Genomic DNA, 19,054 nt, shown 5'->3' on the forward strand with positions numbered 1-19,054 from the left:
CGTCAGGCTCCCGTGCCGGAGACGGCCAGCACCTCGTCGACGGTGGTGAGGGTGATCAGGGGCGCGAACAGCGCCATCGCGTCGAGCGCGCGGGCGTGATCGGCCTCGGAGGCGCCCGCACAGGCGTCGGTCACGACCCGGACCTGCACGCCGGCGTCGGCCGCGGCGAGCGCCGTCGCGATCACGCAGCAGTCCGTCGAGACGCCGGTGAGGACCAGGGAGCGGGAGTCGTCGAGGAGCGCCTCGAGCTCGGCGCCCCACTTGCCGAAGGTCGGCGCGGTGATCGTGCGGTGCCCCTCGAAGCCGGGGACGAGCGCGTAGAGCGGATCGGCATCGGGCACGAGCGCGAACGGCCACTCGCGGTAGTAGGGGATCCACGCGCCGCTGGGCTCGGCCGGCGCGACGAAGCGGGTGGTGACCACTCGCTCGGCGAAGTGCGGGAGCAGCCGGGTCGTCCCCTCCGCCGCACGGGTGAACTCCGCCGACGCCCACGGCGAGGACGCGTCGGCGAAGACGTGCTGCAGGTCGACGGCGACGAGCAGGCTCACGCGTCGGCCTCCTGGCGACGCACGGCCGAGCGGGAGAGCACGAGCGTGCCGGCGAAGCCGATCACGAGGGCGACCAGCACGCCGAGGTTGGCTCCGGCCCACTCGCCGTCGCGTCCGCCGATCGGGCCGAGCAGATAGCCCTCCCACTCGAAACCGGGGGAGTAGTTGACGACGAGGCCCCAGCCGATCACGGCGCCGATCACCACGAGCAGCACCGGCGCGAGCGAGACGCTGCCGTAGCGGCCGCGCGAGGTGTAGAGCGCCTCCTGGTCGTAGTCGCGGCGGCGCAGGAGCAGGTCGGCCAGGAAGACGCCGAGCCAGCCCGCGATCGGCACGCCGAGGGTGATCAGGAAGCCCTGGAACGGGCCGAGGAAGTCGCCGGCGACGAAGACGACGTAGATCGCGCCGAGCACCATCAGCACGCCGTCGATGCCGGCCGCGACCGGCCGCGAGACCTTGAGGCCGGTGCTGAGCAGCGCGAGCCCCGAGGAGTAGATGTCCATCACGGCACCGCCGATGAGCCCCAGCAGGGCCACGACGATGAAGGGGAGCAGGAACCAGGTCGGCAGGATGCTTGCGAGCGCGCCGATCGGGTCGGCCGCGATCGCGTCGGACAGCTCCGTCGAGGAGGCGGCGAGCAGCAGGCCGACCACCACGAGCACGACGGGCGCGACGGCGCCGCCGATCGTGGTCCAGCCGATGACCCCGGCGGTGCCGGCGGTGCGCGGCAGGTAGCGCGAGTAGTCGGCCGCCGCGTTCACCCAGCCCAGCCCGAAGCCGGTCATCATGAAGACGAGTCCGCCGATCACGGCCCCCGCCGATCCCGAGGGCAGGCTGCCGACGGCGGCGAGGTCGATGCGGTCGAGCACGAGCACGACGTAGACCACGGTCAGCACGGCGGTCGCGATCGTGATCGCGAGCTGGAGCCGCATGATCAGCCGGAAGCCGGCGATCCCGGCGATCACGATCAGCGCCGCGACGACGATCAGCGCGACGACCTTGGTCAGCACGCCGCCGTCCCAGCCGAACTCCTCGAAGACGGTCGCGGTCGCGAGCACGGCGAGGGAGGCGAGCACCGTCTCCCAGCCCACCGTGAGCAGCCAGGAGATCACCGCGATCAGCCGGTTGCCGTCGACGCCGAAGGACGCGCGGCTGAGCACCATCGTCGGGGCCGAGCCGCGCTTGCCGGCGACGGCGACGAAGCCGCAGAAGAGGAAGGAGACGACGATGCCGATCACGGCCACCGCGGTCGCCTGCCAGAACGAGAGGCCGAAGCCGAGCAGGAACGAGCCGTAGCTCAGGCCCAGCACCGAGACGTTGGCCGCGAACCACGGCCAGAACAGGTCGCGGGGGCGGCCGTGCCGCTCCGACTCCTGGATGGTGTCGAGACCGTTGAGCTCGATGCCGCCGGCGGGGCGGGTGGTCGGTTCGGGAGAGGTCATGGCATCCCTCGTTCTCGCGCGGAAGGCCCGGGCGAACGCCGGATCCTGTCGAATGTAGTGCAGGATCGGCGCCCTATCGCGGCGGCGGAGAAGACCGGTGGACGGCATCGCGCGACCCGCTGCTGGGGAGGAGCTCCCCGGCCTCCGCCCGTCAGTCGTCCGCGCGCTCCAGCAGCCCCCGCAGCGTCTCGAGGTCCGCCGCGACCCGGTCGCAGTCCTCGTCCCATTGCTCGAGCGTCATCCCGTCGTGCCGGCGGACGGTGAAGGCGACCTCGGCGCCGTCGCCGTTGGCGAGGATCCGGAGCGGGTTGTCGAAGACCCGGCCGCTCTCGGTGATCACCCGATGATCCGCCACGCCGTAGGGGTTCCGCGGCGCGAAGACGATCTCGACCCGGCCCATCGGCGAGTCGGCGAACCAGTGGCCGTCCACCTCCTCGACGGACGCCTGCGCCAGCCCCGCCGCCCAGAGCGACAGGTTCGAAGGATCGACGACGAAGGAGTACACCTCGTCCGCCGGCGCGTCGATCACGACGCCGACCGGGCGCGACTCGTACAGGACCATCTCAGTCTCCCTCCGCGGCGAAGCTCGCCACGAGCAGCGCCGCGAGCGCGGTCCGCTCGAGCATCCCCTCGATGCTCACCGATTCTCCCCGGGCGTGCGCGCCCTCGCCAGGGGCGCCGAGCCCGTCGAGCACGGGGATCCCGAGCGCGGCGATCAGGTTGCCGTCGCTGGCGCCGCCCACCGCGGTCTCGGTCAGCGGCAGGTCCATCGTCTTCGCCACTCGCTCGGCCCGGCGGTAGAGCGCGCCGACGGCGGCCGTCCGCTCGAAGACGGGCCGCTGCCACGAACCGCGGACCTCGAACCGGATCCGCGGGTCCGACGCTTCGAGCGCGTTCATCTCGGCCTCCACCCGCGCCGCCTCGGCCGCGCCGCGGATCCGCACCTCGAGCTCGAGCCGCACCTTCGCGGTCGTCACGTTCACCCGGCTGCCGCCCTTGACCACGCCGATGTTGACGGTCGTGCCCGCCTCCGGCCGGGCGATCCCGAGCACCCGAGGGATCAGCGCGCCGAGCTCGTGGATCGCGCTGGCCCCCTTCTCGGGCTCGACGCCCGCGTGCGCCTCGATCCCGACGACGTCGACGACGAAGTTGCCGATGCCCTTGCGCGCGGTCTTCACCGCGGTGCCGATCGCCCCCTCGAACACGAGCGCCGCCTCCGCCCCGCGGCTCTGGTGCTCGAGGAAGCTGCGCGAGGCGAGGCTGCCCACCTCCTCGTCCCCGTTCATCACCAGGCGGACGGCCGGGTGGGCCAGGCGGGCGTGCCGCAGCGCGAGCACCAGCCAGACCATCTGCACGAGGCCGACCTTCATGTCGTAGCTGCCCGGTCCGCTGAGGCGGTCGCCGTCGACGGCGAACGGCCAGCCGCGGGTCGTGCCGAGCGGCCAGACGGTGTCGTAGTGCCCGACCAGCGCCACGAACGGCCGGGACCCGCGCGGTCCGCGCCCCGCGGCGCTGCCCGGGAAGGTCCAGCTCGAGGCGCTCGGGCAGTCCTGCTCGCGGAGGTGCTCGGCCTCGCCCGCGTGCCCGAGCCGCTCGCCGACCCAGTGCACGAGGAACGCGTGCAGCTCGTCGAGCGCGTCCAGCGAGTCGCTCGGGCTCTCCATCATCACGAGGTGCCGGACGTCGTCGAGGATGCGCGCGCGCTGGTCGCGGAGGAAGGTGCGGACGCGGGCGGCGTCGGCGGCATCGGGGAAGGTCACCGCTCCGGAGTACCAGAGTGCGGCGCCGCGCGCGAACCGGGAGCCGCGGTGAACCGGACGCCGCGCCTCTACGTTGAAGGAAGGAAGAGGTGGAGATGTCCGAGGATCAGGCCGAGATGCTGCGTGCGCTGCACGACGAGCACTCGGCGGCGCTGTGGCGGTTCGTCCTCCGGCTCACGGGCGATCGCCAGCTGGCGGAGGACGTGGTGCAGGAGGCGCTCCTGCGCGCCTGGAAGCACCCGGAGATCCTGGCGCAGGGCGAGGCCGCGGCCCGCTCCTGGCTCTACACGGTGGCCCGCAACATCGTCATCGACGACCGCAGGAGCGCCCGGCACAACCGCGAGTTCGGCACCGACGAGGTGCCCGAGCGCGCGCACGGCGACCGCACCGACCAGGTGCTCGACGCCTGGCTGCTCTCCGAGGCGCTGAGCACCCTCAGCCACGACCACCGTGCGGTGATCGTGCACGCGTACTACGGCGGGCGCACCGTCGGCGAGATCGCCGAGCTGCTGGGCATCGCGCCCGGCACGGTCAAATCGCGGATGCACTACGGAATGCGGGCGCTCAAGCTCGCCCTGGAGGAGAAAGGCGTGACCGAGCCGTGAGCACCGATCCGACCCGCGACGACGCCTTCCGCGACGACGCCTTCCGCGACGACGCCTTCCGCGACTGGGACGCGGCGTACCTCCTCGGCGCGCTCGCGCCCGCCGACCGCCGCGCCTACGAGCAGCACCTGCGCAGCTGCCCCGGCTGCCGCGAGGCGCTCGGCGAGTTCGTCGCGATCCCCGGCCTGCTCGCCCACCTGCCGAAGGAGGACGCGCTCGGCCTGCTCGAGACGGAGCAGCGCGCCGAGGAGTCCGCTCCGCCCGCCCTGCTCCCGCGGCTCGCCCGCGCCACCGATGCCGTGCGCCGCCGCACCCGGTTCCGGATCGCGGGGCTCGTGCTCGCCGCCGCCGGAGTATCGGCCGCCGCGGCCGTCGCCCTCCCGCTCGTCGTCGGCGCACCGCCCGCGGTCGTCGAGAACACGGTGGCGCTCGCCGCGGCGCCCGGCGTGCCGGTCGAGGCGTCGGTCCGGTTCGTGCCGGAGCAGTGGGGCACGCGGATCGAGATGGACTGCAGCTGGGGGGACGGCGGCCAGGAGGACGCAGGCCAGGATCCGGCCGGCGGCACGTCGCCCGCCGGCAGCGCGTCCGTCGGCACCGCGTCCGTGGGGTACGTCATGTACGTGACCGACACCGCCGGGTCCTCGGAGGCGATCGGCTCGTGGACGAGCACGCCCGGCTCGACAGTGGAGCCGAGCCTGTCGACCGGCCTTCCGCTCGCCGAGATCGCCTCGGTCGAGGTGCGTCTCCAGGGCTCCGACCAGGTCGTCCTCACCGGCAGCCCCTGACGCGGGGTCCGGTGCCGACCCCGATCTCCCAGGTGCGGGGCCACTGGACTGAGTAGCTTCTCAGTCATGACGATCGCGACCCTCGCCCTCGCCCCTGCCTCCGTGACGGCGGCCTCCTCCACCGACAGCATCGACGAGCTCTCCGGTCTCGTCGGCGTCGCCGCCCGCGTGATCGCGGCGCTCGGCGAGGCCGGTGTCGGACTGCTGACCCTGATCGAGACGGTCTTCCCGCCGATCCCGAGCGAGCTGGTCCTGCCGCTGGCGGGCTTCCTGGCGCAGCAGGGCCGGATGAACCTGGTCCTCGTCGTGATCACGGCGACCCTCGGCGCCTACCTCGGCGGGCTGGTCCTCTACTGGCTCGGCTTCCGCATCGGCACGGAGCGCTCGATCCGGCTGCTCTCGAAGCTGCCGCTCGTCGACCGCGAGGACTTCGAGAAGGCCGTCGGCTGGTTCCGCCGGCACGGCACCTGGGCGGTCCTCTTCGGCCGGCTGATCCCCGGGGTCCGGAGTCTGATCTCGCTGCCCGCGGGGGCCGAGCGGATGAACCTGCTGCTGTTCTCCGGGCTGACGATCCTCGGCTCCGGCGTCTGGAACGGCCTGCTGATCGGCCTCGGCGCGGCTCTCGGCACGCAGTACGAGCTCGTCGACCAGTACGCGGGCGTGCTCGACGCGATCATCTACGGCGCGATCGGCGTGGTCGTGCTGCTGCTCGTGATCCGCAGCATCCGCCGGCACCGCGCCGCCCGCGGCACCGGCGCGCGTCGCCGGCACTGATCCCGGACGGGGTCGGAGGGTAGCGCGCGCTCGCGTCGAGCGCGACGCCCCCCGTGTCCCGACCGCTGCGGCGCGGATGTGCCCTAGCGTTCGAGGGGTCAGCCCCCGACGCGAAGGAACGCCATGCCCGAGAACACCGTCGAGAACGGCGCCGCCACTCCCTCTCCCGCTCTCTCCCGCACCGCTGTCGAGCGCAGCTGGATCATCGGCGTCTCGCTGATCGCCATCGCGCTCGGCGTGATCGCGGTGCTGATCCCGGGCCCGACCCTGCTCACCGTCGCGATCGTCTTCGGCATCCACCTGATCGCCGCAGGCGTGTTCCGCCTCCTGCTGGCGTTCACGGCCACGCGCCTGCAGACGCGGGTGCGCTGGCTCGCCGGGCTCCTCGGCGCGCTGATCCTGGTCGCGGGCATCCTCTGCCTGTCGAACCCGTTCGAGTCGCTGAGCATCCTCGGCCTCGTGATCGGCCTGGGCTGGATCCTCGACGGCGTCTCGAGCATCACCAGCGGGCGCACCGTCGCCGGGCCGTCCTGGCTGCCGATCGCCGCGGGCATCGCCTCGGTGATCGCCGGCGTCCTCACGATCATCATGCCGGTGCTCGCGCTGTCCGCCTTCGTGACCGTCGCGGCGATCCTGCTGATCGTCGTCGGCGTCTCCGGCCTGCTGCTGCTGCCGGGCCGTACGAAGCCGACGCAGGAGAGCGCCGCGACGCACTAGGCGCCGGGCCAGAGACCGAGCATCGGCACCGTGATCGCGTAGGCGAACCAGGAGAGCGGTGCGAGGATCCAGGTCGCGAGGATCCGCCGACGGCCGTCCGCATGCGCGAGCACCACGGCCACCTCGGAGCGCGCGATCCGCGGCGAGTAGAGCAGCGGTGCGTTCACCACGATCGACAGCAGCGCGCCGAGGAGCACGGGCCCGCCGGCGAGGACGGCGATCCCCGGCACGATCTGCAGGGCGAGCGCCAGGGCGGCGACCAGCCAGATCGCGAGCAGGGTGACGGCGCTCGCCCTGGTCGCCCGCTGAGCGAGGCTCCGGCCGGAGGCGATCACCGGGTCGAGCGGCTCGGCGCGGTCCCGGCGCACGGCCGGCACGGCGCTGATCCGGAGCACGGCGGCGACGGCGAGCGCCAGCACCGCGTAGGGCAGCCCCGCCCGCGACAGCGCCAGCGGCAGCCAGGGCGTGCCGAGGAAGAGGACGGCGCCGAGGAGCGAGCCGGCCACCAGCAGGACCACCGGCACGACGACGGCGAGGCTGAACGGGAACCGCGGGGGACCGTCGAGCCCCGGGCGGAGGTGCTCCCGGCCCGCATGGCTGTTCGGGCGCTCGCCGGTCGCCTGCGGGGCGTCCGCGTCGTTCCCGTCGTCCCCGATCCCCGTGCTCTCCGCCCCCATGCCGTCGACCCTAGTCCGGGCCCCGCGCCGCTGCGCCGTTGCGGACCCGTGGCACGATGGCGCCGTGAGCGCCGCTGATCAGGTCCCCGACCCCGCCTTCGAGCCCGACCTCGTCCCCGAGCTCCTCGTCGAGGACCTCGAGCGCAGCCTCGCCTTCTGGTGCGGCCCCTGCGGCTTCGCGGTCCGCTACGCGCGGCCGGAGGAGGGCTTCGCGTCTCTCGTCCGCGGCAGCGCCCACGTCATGCTCGACCGGATCGGCAGCACCCGCGACTGGATCACCGCGCCGCTGGAGCGCCCATTGGGGCGGGGTCTCAACCTCCAGATCGACGTCGACGACGCCGACGCCGTCGCGACGGCCCTCGCCGAGGCGGGAGTGGCGCTGTTCGCCCCTGCCGAGACCCGCTGGTACCGGGTGGGGGAGGAGGAGGCGGGTGTCCGCCAGGTCCTCGTCACCGACCCCGACGGCTACCTGCTGCGCTTCCAGTCCTCGCTCGGGCGGCGCCGCGCGACGTGAGCCGAACGGCGCGCGCCATCATGCCAGCGGAGGACGCAGGAGACGGCCGCCGACTGGTTCCATCGGTTCCATGTCCACTCCGTCCACCGGCACCCTCGCGCTGCCGACCACCGATCCGGCTCCCGCCGCGCCCGCCGCTCTCCCCGACGACGACGAGGTCCTCCGCCCGGCCGATCTCGTCACCGCGCTGACCGGGATCACCCTCGGCTTCTTCGCCGTCTTCGTGCACGGCCTCGCCCAGTGGTCGTACGTCGGCCCCGCCGTCGAGCGGGCGAGCGTGCTCGGCTGGCTCGCGCCCGCGCTGGTCGGGCTGATCTGCGTGGTCACGGCCGCGGCGTCCGTCGCCGTCCGGGCCGTGCGCCGGGAGAGTCGCCGCCGGGAGAGCCGCCGCCGGGCGTCCGCGCCGGCCGGAGCCGACTCGTGACCGCCGTCCTCGCCGTCCCGTCCGCCGCCGCCCCCTCGGTCGCCCTCGCGCAGGAGCTGCTCCGGCGCACCGGCTGCGCCCGGCCCGGGCTGCCGTGGGTCGTCGGGACCGACGCCGGTCCGGTCGTCGACCTCGTGCTCCTCCGGTGCGGCGTGCACCTGCTCGACCTCTCCGAGGAGGCCGTCGCCAGGATCGCGCTGTCGATCGCCACCGGCCGCCCGGTCGACCTGCGCTCGGCCTTCGCGCATCTGACCCGCGACCACGCCGAGGCCGTGATGATCGCGGTGGCCTCGGCCGGCGGGCACGACCGGGTCGAGAGCCGCATCGTGCTCGTGGACGGCGAGCGCCGGGTCGAGAGCGTACCTCCGCTCGGCGTCTGGCCGGACCGGGGAGGCAGGGCCGGCCGCGACACCCGCGCGAGCCGTTCCTTCTAACCTGAGCCCGGCACCCCCCCCCCCAGACGCGGGTGGCACCGCGGTCGTCCGGCCGGTCCGCGTCGCTACGGCCTTTCGCAGATCCCCGGCTTAGGGTGTCCGTGTGCAACGTGTCGACGATTTCCCAGGAGCCGGACCGGTGGCGACCTCCCCCGAGTCCGGTGACCCGCGCGAGGCGTCCGCCCTCCAGCTCCCCTCCAACGCCGCGACGCCCGTCCAGGTGACGAGCGGCGAGGCCGGCTACCAGGGCGGCAACGCGGCCGACCCGGTCTGGCAGTCCTGGCGGGAGGAGCTCGCCAAAGTCGGCGGCCCCTCGCCCCTGCTGCACTTCGTCGACTCGCCGCGCACCCGCATCGAGCTGTCGACGACGCACCCCGGCGGGCTGCCGCCGTTCATCTCGGGCAAGACGACCCTGCTCTCCTCCCTGATCCGCGACGAGCTGGCGCTGCGCACGGCGAAGAACGCCGCCGCCGCCATCACCGACAAGGGGATCGAGCTGCGCTCGGTCCGCGGCATCGAGGGCGTGCACCTCGCGATCGGGCTCGCGCAGTGGCGCGCGGGCGAGACGGAGTTCACCGCTCCCGTCCTGCTGCGCCCGCTCGCGATCCGCCGCTACGGCCGCGACTTCGAGCTCAAGCTCAAGGGCCAGCCCTACTTCAACCCGCAGCTCGCGCGCGCGCTCAAGCAGCAGTTCGGCATCACGATCGACCCGGAGCAGTTCGTCGAGCTCGCGGTGCAGAACGGCGTCTTCAAGCCGCAGCCGGTGATCGACCAGCTCCGCGGTCTCACCTCGCACCTGCCCTGGTTCGCGGTGCACCCGCGCCTCGTGGTGTCGAGCTTCGCCGACGTCGCGGGCGACATGCTCCGCGACGCCCGGATGCTCGAGCACCCCGTCCTCGACGCGGTCGCCGGCAACCCGGCCGCCAAGCGCGCGCTGCAGCAGTCGCAGAAGGTGGCGTCGATCATCCCGCAGGACGAGCGTCCGCCGGCGACCGACAACCTCCTCCTCGACGCCGACGCCGAGCAGGAGCAGGTCATCGCGAACATCGCGGCCGGCAACTCGCTCGTCGTGAAGACCCTGCCCGGCACGGGCGGCACGCAGACGATCGTCAACGCGATCGGCGCGCTCGCCGCGCAGCACAAGCGCGTCCTCGTGGTCGGCGCCCGCCGCTCCAGCCTCGACAGCATCCACCAGCGCCTGCTCTCCGCCGGCCTCGGCGGCATCGCCGTCAGCCCGCGGACGCTCCGCCGCGACCTGATCCAGTCGATCGGCCGCAACGAGAAGGCCGCGCGCCCGTCCGTCAGCGAGATCGACGACGCGCTGCTGCGCCTGCGCAAGGTGCTGCTCGACTACCGCGGTGCCCTCTCCCGCCGCGACCCCAGCTTCGGCGTCTCGGCGCTGCAGGCCCTCGAGGAGCTGGCGCGCCTCTCGCAGCTGCGCACGCCGCCGTCGACCGCCGCCCGCCTCGACCGCCGTGCCGTCACCGCCCTCGCGCACAGCCGGCCCGAGGCGACCCGGATGCTGATCGAGTCGGCCCGCCTCGGCGAGTTCCGCTACGGCCCGGGCGACTCGCCCTGGTACGGCGCGCAGTTCGACTCCACCGCCGACGCCGAGGCCGCGCACGAGCTGGCCAAGCGCCTGCACCTGCGCGATCTGCCGCGCCTGCTCGACCGCGCCCAGGACGTCATCGCGCAAACGCGCATGCGTCCGTTCGAGTCGGTCGCCGAGCTCGGCATCTACCTCCGCCTGCTGCAGGACGTCCGCGAGACGCTGGACAAGTTCCAGCCCGCCGTCTTCGATCGCTCGATCCAGGACCTCATCGTCGCCACCTCGCCCCGCCGCGAGGCAGCCGAGATGTCGTCGACGAACCGCCGCCGCCTGAAGAAGCTCGCCCGCGAGTACATGCGGCCCGGCGCGCACGTGACCGACCTCAACGCGTCGCTGCGCCGCGTGCAGCAGCAGCGCACGCTCTGGCAGCGCTACGCCGTCGCGGGCACCGTCCCCGAGGTGCCGGTCGGCGTCGCCGATGTGCAGGTCGCGTTCCAGCAGGTGTCCGATCAGCTCGGCCGGCTCGACGAGCCGCTGGGCCGTCGCGGCGGCAGCACGCCGCTCGCCTCCCTCCCGCTCGCCGAGCTCGTCTCGATGGTCTCCGGGCTCGCCGAGGACAGCGAGGTGCTCGCCAACCTGCAGGAGCGCACGACGCTGCTCTCGACGCTGCGCGAGTGGGGGCTGGACCCGCTGCTCACCGACCTCTCGCGCCGCCACGTGCCGGCCGAGCTGGTCGCGATCGAGCTGGACCTCGCCTGGTGGCGCTCCGCGCTCGAGATCATGCTGACCGACGAGCGCGCCCTGCTCGGCGGCAACACCAGCGTGCTCGACCGGCTCGAGGCCGACTTCAAGCTCGTCGACGAGGCGCACGCCGCCTCGAGCGCCGAGCTGCTCGCCTGGAAGCTCTCGGAGACCTGGAAGATCGGCCTGGTCGACTGGCAGCTCGAGCGCGACGCGCTGCGCGCGCTGCTGCGCTCCGAGGCCTCGACCACGCCGCAGGAGCTGCAGAAGGCCGCGCCGCACCTCTCGCGCGTGCTCGCCCCGGCCTGGCTCGCCTCGCCGTACGAGGTGCACCGCATCGGCACCGAGACCACCTTCGACGCGGTCTTCCTCGTCGACGCCGGAGCCACGACACTCGCCGAGAACGTCGGAGCGATCCGCCGCGCCAAGCAGGTCGTCGCGTTCGGCGACCCGGTGACGCAGACGCCGACGCCGTTCTCGCTGCGCGTCGACGAGACCGTCGAGTTCGGCAGCGCCGCCTCGCGCACCGACGTCGAGGCGCTGCACGCGCAGTCGGCGCTGGCCCGCCTGGGCGAGCTCCTGAACACCGTCACGCTGACTCGCAGCTACCGCGCGGGCGGCGAGGACCTCGCCGAGCTGGTGAACCGCCGCTTCTACGGCGGCCGCATCGACTCGCTGCCGTGGGCCGGCTCGTTCCTCGGGCACGACTCGCTGCGCTTCCACTACATCGCCAGCGGTCACGGCATGCCCGAGAACGACTCCGGAGCGGTCGAGTCGGTCGACGCCGAGGTCGCGAAGGTGGTCGAGCTGGTGCTCGAGCACGCGGTCATCCGCCCGCGCGAGTCGCTGATGGTGATCACCGCGAGCCCGCGGCACGCCGTCCGGGTGCAGCAGGCCGTGCTCACCGCGTTCGCCAAGCGCGCGGACCTCAACGACTTCATCCTCGGCGACCGGCCCGAGCCGTTCGCCGTGGTGACGCTCGAGCAGTCGGTGGCGCAGAGCCGCGACCGGGTCATCTTCTCGATCGGCTACGGCCGCACCCCGCACGGGCGACTGCTCTCGAACTTCGGCGCGCTGGCCGAGCCGGGCGGGGAGCGCCTGCTCGCCGTGGGCATGACCCGCGCCCGCCGCTCGATGGACATCGTCTCCTGCTTCCGCCCCGGCGACATCGACGAGTCGCGGATGCGCTACGGCATGGTCGCGCTCGCCCAGGTGCTGCAGGAGGCGGAGGACCGCGTCCAGCCGAGCGACCGCGACGACTACTCCGAGCCGATGCTGGTCGACCTGGCCGCGCGCCTCGAGCGCCGTGGTCTGCGCGTCAACATCGGCCACAAGGGCAAGCTCGCGCTGGTCGCGGCGCACGGCACCCGCGCCGTCGTCGTCGAGACCGACCGCGACGTCAGCACGCAGAGCCTCCGGGTCTCGCTGCGGCTGCGACCCGAGCTGCTGCGCCGACTCGGCTGGCACTACCTCCGCGTACACAACTTCGAGCTGTTCGCCGACCCCGAGGCCGTGGCCGCGCGGGTCGCCGGGCTGATCGGCGCTCCGCAGGACGAGACGTCGACCGGTCCGATCGAGGTGCCGGTGGGTGCCGGCGCGCCGATCGTCGAGGACGCCGCTCCCGCGTCGAACGAGACGCAGCCGATCACGCCCCTGCCCGCCGACTGAGCGTGCCCGAGGACTCCCGGGCCGCCGCGCCCGCCGGCGCCGACCGACCGCTCCGGCGCTCGCGCGGCGGCCGGCGGGCGACCCTCCCCGCGAAGCCGGGCACCGACCCGTCCCCCCACGACGCCGTCGTCCCCGACCCCGAGGCTGCGCCCGCGCGCCCCGACACGGGCCCGAACGACGCCCGCCTCCGAGAGGACGTCCCCCCGCACTACTGACCCCCTCCGCGAGATGCCACTTGTGGACGCGACACGCCGCGAAAGGTGTGCACAACTGGCATCTCGCGAAAGGGGTCAGCAGGGCTCCCCGACACGGGAGCGGCCCGCCGCGCCGGAGCGCGACGGGCCGCCGTCAGGGCGTTCCCCGGCTCAGCCGCAGGTGCGGGCCGCGTAGGGGGCCTTCACCGTCGAGGTGACCGTCGTGCCGCCGACCGTGGCGGTCGCCGTCACCGTCGCCTCGCCGGCCGCGAGCTGGGCGGCCCGGACGGTGAAGGCGGCGGAGGCGTTCGAGCCCGCCTTGACGCCGGCGAAGGACTTCGTGCCCGCCGTCGAGGTGACGGTGACGTCCATCGGGACGGTGTCGCCGTTGGTCGCGACGACCGTCAGCACCACCTTGCCGGCGACGCAGCGGGTGGTCGCTGCGGCCGTCAGCTTCAGCGACGACTGGACGGTGACCGTGGCGGTCACCGGCATCCGCGAGTCGTCCTGCGCCACGCCGCGCACCGTGAAGGTGCCGGCGGCGGCGTAGGAGGCGGGGGCGACGGCGTCCCAGGTGACGGCGACGGTGCGCTTCGCGCCGTCCACCGTCGTGAGCTCCGCGCTCGGCAGCACCGGGGCGACGCCGACGGCGGTCGAGACCGCGATCGGAGCGACCGAGGTGACGGCGATGGCCGGAGCGTAGGCCTCGAGCATCCGCTGGTACTCGGCGCGGGTCACCGGGATGACCGTGCCGTGGCGGGGCTTGCCGCCGTCGGAGTTCTGCGGCAGGTTCTCCCGCAGCTTCGCTCCGAGCGGCTGCCAGGCGTCGGCGGCCAGGTCGTCGGTGCCGAACGGGATGTAGTGGTTCGGTCCCGCGTGGTAGTCCGGCTGGTCGATGAAGAGGAACCAGTCGAGGCCGTTCACGTCGCCCTCGTTCGCGGGGAAGACGTTCGGGCCCTCACCGCTGGTGAAGGTGCCGTTCGGCTCGCCGTTGGGCAGGCCGGAGGCGACGCGCTCCTTGACCAGGGTCCACTCGTCCGCGGGTCCGGAGGTGCCGGGCAGCGAGCCGCTGATCGTGGCGAGCAGGTCGGTGCTCTTCTCCTCGCGCAGCGTCATCGACGCCTCGTCCTTGGTGAAGCGGTAGTAGGTGTCGCCGTCCTTCGCGATGGTCGAGTCGATCGTGCCGCGGCCGGTGCCGCGCTTGACATCGATCCACGGCTTCGCCTCCGAGAAGGTGACGAAGTCGTCGGTGGTCGCGTACATCATCTGGTTGTAGGTGACGGCGGTGCGGTCGGCCGCGTTCGTCGTCGGGTACATGTTCGAGGCCCAGAACACGACGTAGGTGTCGAGCTCGTCGTCCCAGTACGCCTCGGGCGCCCAGGTGTTGCCGGCGAAGTCGGTCGAGACCTTCACGTGACGCTGCGCCGACCAGTTCACCAGGTCGGTCGACTCCCAGACCTCGATGTACGTCGAGCCCGACTTCTGCGCGGTGTCGAAGCCGCCGGCGAGGCCGTCGATCTTGAGGTCCGTCGCGAGCATGAAGAACTTGTCGCCCTCGTGCGAGCGGATCACGAACGGGTCGCGCAGGCCCTTGGTGCCCTGGTCGGAGGTGAAGACGGGCTGTCCGCCGTTCAGCGTGTTCCAGTCGAGGGCGTCGTTCCCCTTCGAAGCCGCGAGGCTGACGCGCTCGGCGCCCGCTCCCTCGCCGGTGAAGAAGGCCCAGACGTAGGCCTCGGTGTCGTCCTTGCCGGTGGGGAGCGGCTGGAGGCGGAGGGTGAAGTCGCGGGTGCGCGTCACCGATCCGCTCGTCGCGGTCGCGCGGACCGTCACGTCGACGGCCGGGCTGCCCGCGGCGGGGCGCTCGACGACGATGGTGCGGCTGTCGGCGGTGCTGCCGTCGCGGATCGACGCGGCGCTCGAGCCGACGACGCTCCAGGCGATGCTCGAGCCGAGCGCTCCGCGGGCCGGCACCGAGATGTTGGTGCGGACGTCGCCGGCCTGGGCGACGGTCACGGCGTCGAGGTCGCGCTGCACCTTGTCCGCGTCGGCGAGCTCCGCGGTGACGACCACGGGGTAGTCGACGGTGCGGGTGTCGCTGCCGGAGGTGAAGGTCGCTGTGAGTGTCACGGCGGCGTCGGGGGAGCCGGCGCCCGGTCGCGTGACGACGGCGCTGCCTCCGGAGACGGCGATGGCCGTGCTGTTCGAGCGCCAGGTCACGGCGACGCCGGCGCTGCTGGCGGGCAGAGCGAAGCCGGCGGTCGCGGTCGTCGGGATGCTGACGGAGGCGACGGCGCGGTCGATCGCCTGCGACGAGTACAGCGCGGTGACGGCGTCGGCGGTGAGCGCGCTGTCGTAGACCGCGAAGTCGTCGACGAGGCCGTTCCAGCCGGCGTCGTTGTAGGTCGAGCGCCCGAGGTAGCCGACCAGCGAGGCGCCGAAGGAGGAGACGTTGCGCGCGATCGCGTTCTGGCCGATGCGGCTGCCGTTGACGTAGACCGAGAGGGTGCCGTTCGTGCCGTCGATGACGGTCGTGTAGAGCGAATAGCCGGCAGGGGTGCGCAGGCCGGTGCTGGCGGCGTTCGTCGAGCCGGGGCCGACCTCGGTGCTCCACGGGGCGCCGGCGTTGGTCGCGTTGGTCACGACCGACTTGACGTAGCCGGCCGGGTTCGTCGGGTTCAGCAGGAAGTAGCCGGAGGAGAAGGAGGCTCCGGCCGCGACGGGGGCGCCGAGGAAGGCGGCCGCGGTGTTCGCGGGCCCGGTCCGGTTCGACAGCCAGGTGGAGACCGTGATGTCCTTCTTGCCGACCAGGCCGGCCGTCGGGATGTCGACGTAGGGGGCCGCGGCGGCGGAGCCGCCCGGCAGGCTGAGCGCGCCCGCGGCCACGGTGGCGCCGGTGCCGCGCAGCGTGCCGTTGTAGCCGTTGCCGCTCGTGTCGGCCACGGTGGTGCCGGTCGGGGCGGTGTCGAAGCTGTAGTGGAGCAGCGGCTGAGCCGTCGCTCCGGAGGCGGAGACCGGGAGGGCGGCTCCGAGCAGCGCGGTGGCTGCGATCGTCGTGGTCGCCAGAGCGGACCGCAACGTCGATCGTGATCGTCTCATGCAGGGTTCCTCGTCGTCGAGAGGGCGACGAGGCCGCGGACCCTCGGGCGAGGGCGCCGGTGCTCCGTCGCACGGGTGGTGAGGAACCACACACTAAAGGCTCGCGAGGGCGACACGCGAGCAGATTGTTACCGTTAACAAGATGTGCCTCGGAAGCGGCGGCGGGAGTGCGCTCCGCGGACATCGCCCGACGCGCGGAGAGGGGCGGCGACCTCGCGATCGCCGCCCCTCTCGCCGTGCCGGAACGTCAGTCGACGTGCTTGCCGGAGTTCGCGGTGGTCGCCGTGCCGCCGTTGGCGAGCAGGTCGCGGATGTCGGCGAGGAGCTCGAGCTCGGTGGGCGCCTTGTCCTCGGCGGCGGGCGCGTCGTCCATCTTCTTCTTGAACGCGGCGTTCTTGAGGTGGTTGATCGGCAGGACGAACGCGAAGTAGAGCACGAACGCGACGATCACGAACTGGATCAGCGCGGAGAGCACAGCGCCCCAGGCGAGAACGGTGTCGGGCTCGCCGTTCTCTCCCGTGCGCAGCGTCCAGCCGATCCCCTCGAGCGAGGAGGCGTCGAAGATCACGCCGATCAGCGGGTTGAAGATCCCGGTCACGATCGCGTTGACGATCGTGGTGAACGCGGCGCCGATGACCACGGCCACCGCCAGGTCGATGACGTTGCCGCGGAGGATGAACTCCTTGAAGCCGTTGATCATGGTCTGTTCCGTTTCTGCCGGCGGGCGGGGTGAGGTGCGCGGAGGCGGGTCGGCTCCCGGAGGAGTGGCGGCCCTAGGAGGAGGAGGAGGAGCCCGACCCGGAGGACGAGGGCTTCGAGGAGGAGGAGCCCGAGGACCCGGACGAGCCGGACCCCGAGGACGAGGAGCCGGAGGAGCCGGAGCCGGAGGAGCCCGAGCCCGAGGAACCCGACGAGGAGCCCGAGCCGCCCGAGGACGACCCTCCGGATCCCGAGCCGGTCGCGGCAGGTGCGGACGACCCTCCGCCCGACTCGCCCTTCGACTCCTTCGAACCGGAACCGGAACCGGAACCGGAGCCCGACGCCCGCGAGTCCGTCCGGTAGAAGCCCGACCCGTTGAAGGTCACGCCGACCGCGCTGAAGACCTTGCGCAGCGCGCCCTGGCAGCTCGGGCACTCCGTGAGGGTGTCGTCGGTGAACTTCTGCTGGATGTCGAAGGCGTTGCCGCACTGGGTGCAGCGGTAGGAGTAGGTGGGCACTGGTGCTCCTGAGGCGGGTGGCGGCGGCGGGGGAGGAGGAAGAGGAGAGCGGATCAGCGGCGGATGTCGACGATGCCGGAGGGGGTGACGACTCCGTCGACCGCCTGGTCGTGCACCTCGCTGGGCACGTGCTCGACGAACTCGCTGTCGAAGATCACCGCGTAGACCGGCGGGCACTTCTCCATCGAGCCCAGCGTCTTGTCGAAGTAGCCGCGTCCCCAGCCCATCCGCATGCCCGAGCGGTCGACGGTGGCGGCGGGGACGATGATCAGGTCGACGTCGTTGATCGCGATGGGGCCGAGCAGCTGCCCGACCGGCTCCGGCATCCCGAACAGGCCCTGCGTCTCGGTGTGGCCGTCGCCGACCGCCCAGTCGAGCAGTCCGTCCTGGCGGGAGATGGGGAAGAGGACGCGGATGCCGCGGCCCTCGGCCCAGCCGAGGAACGGCCGGGTGCTCGGCTCGTCCGGCGCCGACAGGTAGCAGGCGATCGAGCGGGCGCCGACCCGGGTCGCCAGCTCCTCGAGGTGCTCGGTGAGGTGCAGGGTGGCCTGCTCGCGGGCGGTCGCGGTCTGCGTGCGTCGGCGCTCACGGAGCTCGGCGCGCAGCGCCCGCTTCTCGTGGGTGATGTCGGCTGGCATGGAGCCCAGTCTAGATCCGGGGTGTCCGGCGGCTTCCCCGGCCGGAATCGCGCTCGCGAGGAGTGCCGGACCGCGATCGTGAGGAGTTCTTCGGCGGCTCTGTCCGCGAGCGGGGTACACGGCGGTCAAGCCCCCGATCCGGCCGAAACGTGCCGGACCACAGCCGCCGCTAGTATGGCGCCCCATGGGCACTCGAATCCGCAAAGCCGTCATCCCCGCCGCCGGTCTCGGCACCCGCTTCCTGCCGGCGACCAAGGCCATCCCCAAGGAGATGCTGCCCGTCGTCGACAAGCCGGCGATCCAGTACGTGGTCGAGGAGGCCGCGGACGCCGGACTCCAGGACGTCCTCGTCATCATCGGGCGCAACAAGAACGCGCTCGCCAACCACTTCGACTCGGTCCCCGAGCTCGAGCAGAACCTCGCCAAGAAGCTGGACGACGCCAAGCTGGCGCACGTCCAGTACGCGAGCGACCTCGCCGACGTGCACTTCGTCCGCCAGGGCGAGCCGAAGGGCCTCGGCCACGCCGTCTCCCGCGCGCAGCGCCACGTCGGCGACGAGCCGTTCGCCGTCCTCCTCGGCGACGACCTGATCGACGCGCGCGATCCCCTCCTCACCCGCATGATCGACGTCGCGGAGCAGCGCGACACCACGGTCGTCGCCCTCCTCGAGGTCGACCCCGACCAGATCCACCTCTACGGCTGCGCCGCGGTCGAGACCACCGATGAGGACGACGTGGTGCGCATCACCGGCCTCGTCGAGAAGCCCTCCAAGGAGGACGCGCCCTCCAACCTCGCGATCATCGGCCGCTACGTCCTCAAGCCCGACGTGTTCGGCGTGCTCGAGGACACCCCGCCCGGCAAGGGCGGGGAGATCCAGCTGACCGACGCCCTCGAGCGCATGGCGCAGGACCCGGCCGAGTTCGGCGGCGTCTACGGCGTCGTCTTCCGCGGCCGCCGCTACGACACCGGCGACAAGCTCGACTACATCAAGGCGATCGTGCAGCTCGCCTCCGACCGCGAGGACCTCGGCGTCGACCTCAAGCCCTGGCTGAAGGACTTCGTCGCGGGTCTCTGAGCGAGGAGCCCGCGGGGCGGGCGCTGCACTTCGAGCAGCCCGCTCCGCGGCCCGCACACGCTGATCGAGTAGCCCGCCCAGCGGGCGTTTGTTCCATGCTGATCGAGTAGCCCGCCCAGCGGGCGTATCGAGATCCACCGTCGCCAGCAGTCGGGCCTGCAGTGCCGCTCTTCTGGCGGACGTGGGTCTCGATACG

The 19,054-nt window shown here is 72.8% G+C and carries 19 protein-coding genes; 10 read left to right on the top strand and 9 right to left on the bottom strand.

Translation table 11 applies throughout. The annotated features are described in order from the left end of the window. Window positions 1–2: 2 nt before the first annotated feature. The 4 genes from GTU73_RS06375 to GTU73_RS06390 all read right to left on the bottom strand — a co-directional run bounded on the left by GTU73_RS06375 (window position 3) and on the right by GTU73_RS06390 (window position 3,750). Entirely contained in the window at window positions 3–548 is a 546-nt protein-coding gene (locus GTU73_RS06375) for an isochorismatase family protein (protein WP_160087921.1), read from the bottom strand. Continuing rightward, window positions 545–1,990, bottom strand: a complete 1,446-nt coding sequence (locus GTU73_RS06380; RefSeq protein ID WP_160087923.1) for a cytosine permease — start codon at window positions 1,988–1,990, stop codon at window positions 545–547. The genes GTU73_RS06375 and GTU73_RS06380 overlap by 4 nt, the downstream gene beginning before the upstream one ends. 151 nt (window positions 1,991–2,141) lie before the next feature. Further along, window positions 2,142–2,552, bottom strand: a complete 411-nt coding sequence (locus GTU73_RS06385) for an SRPBCC family protein (RefSeq protein WP_160087925.1) — start codon at window positions 2,550–2,552, stop codon at window positions 2,142–2,144. Between the two features lies 1 nt (window position 2,553). Then, entirely contained in the window at window positions 2,554–3,750 is a 1,197-nt protein-coding gene (locus tag GTU73_RS06390) for a M20/M25/M40 family metallo-hydrolase (protein WP_208543742.1), read from the bottom strand. 95 nt (window positions 3,751–3,845) lie between these two features. Between GTU73_RS06390 and GTU73_RS06395 the strand changes: the two genes are divergently transcribed. The 4 genes from GTU73_RS06395 to GTU73_RS06410 all read left to right on the top strand — a co-directional run bounded on the left by GTU73_RS06395 (window position 3,846) and on the right by GTU73_RS06410 (window position 6,631). Further along, window positions 3,846–4,355, top strand: coding sequence for a sigma-70 family RNA polymerase sigma factor (locus GTU73_RS06395; RefSeq protein ID WP_160087927.1), 510 nt, complete (start codon window positions 3,846–3,848; stop codon window positions 4,353–4,355). After that, entirely contained in the window at window positions 4,352–5,140 is a 789-nt protein-coding gene (locus GTU73_RS06400) for an anti-sigma factor (RefSeq protein ID WP_160087929.1), read from the top strand. Before GTU73_RS06395 ends, GTU73_RS06400 begins: the two co-directional genes overlap by 4 nt. A gap of 66 nt (window positions 5,141–5,206) precedes the next feature. Continuing rightward, entirely contained in the window at window positions 5,207–5,914 is a 708-nt protein-coding gene (locus tag GTU73_RS06405) for a DedA family protein (RefSeq protein WP_160087931.1), read from the top strand. Window positions 5,915–6,037: 123 nt separating this feature from the next. Beyond that, window positions 6,038–6,631 (top strand): DUF308 domain-containing protein, encoded by a 594-nt coding sequence (locus tag GTU73_RS06410; protein WP_160087933.1) that lies wholly within the window; start codon window positions 6,038–6,040, stop codon window positions 6,629–6,631. Here GTU73_RS06410 and GTU73_RS06415 read toward each other — a convergent pair. Continuing rightward, the gene (locus GTU73_RS06415; protein WP_160087935.1) at window positions 6,628–7,308 is read right to left on the bottom strand and encodes a hypothetical protein; all 681 of its coding nucleotides are present in this window, start codon (window positions 7,306–7,308) and stop codon (window positions 6,628–6,630) included. The two genes, GTU73_RS06410 and GTU73_RS06415, sit on opposite strands and share 4 nt — an antisense overlap. Before the next feature lie 64 nt (window positions 7,309–7,372). Between GTU73_RS06415 and GTU73_RS06420 the strand changes: the two genes are divergently transcribed. From GTU73_RS06420 to GTU73_RS06440, 5 genes are all read left to right on the top strand, one after another. Continuing rightward, a complete protein-coding gene (locus GTU73_RS06420) occupies window positions 7,373–7,822 on the top strand; it encodes a VOC family protein (RefSeq protein ID WP_160087937.1) in 450 nt (149 codons plus the stop codon). A gap of 70 nt (window positions 7,823–7,892) precedes the next feature. Then, on the top strand, window positions 7,893–8,246 hold the full coding sequence (locus GTU73_RS06425; protein WP_160087939.1) for a hypothetical protein: 354 nt from the start codon (window positions 7,893–7,895) through the stop codon (window positions 8,244–8,246). Beyond that, the gene (locus tag GTU73_RS06430; RefSeq protein WP_160087941.1) at window positions 8,243–8,680 is read left to right on the top strand and encodes a hypothetical protein; all 438 of its coding nucleotides are present in this window, start codon (window positions 8,243–8,245) and stop codon (window positions 8,678–8,680) included. The genes GTU73_RS06425 and GTU73_RS06430 overlap by 4 nt, the downstream gene beginning before the upstream one ends. A 139-nt stretch (window positions 8,681–8,819) precedes the next feature. Further along, window positions 8,820–12,638 (top strand): AAA family ATPase, encoded by a 3,819-nt coding sequence (locus GTU73_RS06435; protein WP_244231793.1) that lies wholly within the window; start codon window positions 8,820–8,822, stop codon window positions 12,636–12,638. A 2-nt stretch (window positions 12,639–12,640) separates the two neighbouring features. Further along, window positions 12,641–12,853, top strand: coding sequence for a hypothetical protein (locus GTU73_RS06440; RefSeq protein ID WP_160087943.1), 213 nt, complete (start codon window positions 12,641–12,643; stop codon window positions 12,851–12,853). Between the two features lie 150 nt (window positions 12,854–13,003). Here the strand turns inward: GTU73_RS06440 and GTU73_RS06445 are convergent, their stop codons facing one another. From GTU73_RS06445 to GTU73_RS06460, 4 genes are all read right to left on the bottom strand, one after another. Beyond that, window positions 13,004–15,928 carry an immunoglobulin-like domain-containing protein gene (locus GTU73_RS06445; protein WP_160087945.1) on the bottom strand — a complete coding sequence of 975 codons (2,925 nt, stop codon included), beginning with the start codon at window positions 15,926–15,928 and terminating at the stop codon, window positions 13,004–13,006. A 247-nt stretch (window positions 15,929–16,175) separates the two neighbouring features. Beyond that, window positions 16,176–16,628, bottom strand: a complete 453-nt coding sequence (gene mscL, locus GTU73_RS06450; protein ID WP_160087947.1) for a large conductance mechanosensitive channel protein MscL — start codon at window positions 16,626–16,628, stop codon at window positions 16,176–16,178. Window positions 16,629–16,701: 73 nt separating this feature from the next. Next, a complete protein-coding gene (locus tag GTU73_RS06455) occupies window positions 16,702–17,145 on the bottom strand; it encodes an FmdB family zinc ribbon protein (RefSeq protein ID WP_160087949.1) in 444 nt (147 codons plus the stop codon). A 53-nt stretch (window positions 17,146–17,198) separates the two neighbouring features. Then, the gene (locus GTU73_RS06460) at window positions 17,199–17,783 is read right to left on the bottom strand and encodes a 5-formyltetrahydrofolate cyclo-ligase (RefSeq protein WP_160087951.1); all 585 of its coding nucleotides are present in this window, start codon (window positions 17,781–17,783) and stop codon (window positions 17,199–17,201) included. Between the two features lie 184 nt (window positions 17,784–17,967). Here GTU73_RS06460 and galU point away from each other — a divergent pair, with 184 nt between their 5' ends. Next, entirely contained in the window at window positions 17,968–18,858 is an 891-nt protein-coding gene (galU, locus tag GTU73_RS06465) for a UTP--glucose-1-phosphate uridylyltransferase GalU (protein WP_160087953.1), read from the top strand. Window positions 18,859–19,054: the final 196 nt, after the last annotated feature.

The sequence above is a fragment of the Rathayibacter sp. VKM Ac-2804 genome, assembly GCF_009866655.1.
GTDB lineage: Bacteria > Actinomycetota > Actinomycetes > Actinomycetales > Microbacteriaceae > Rathayibacter.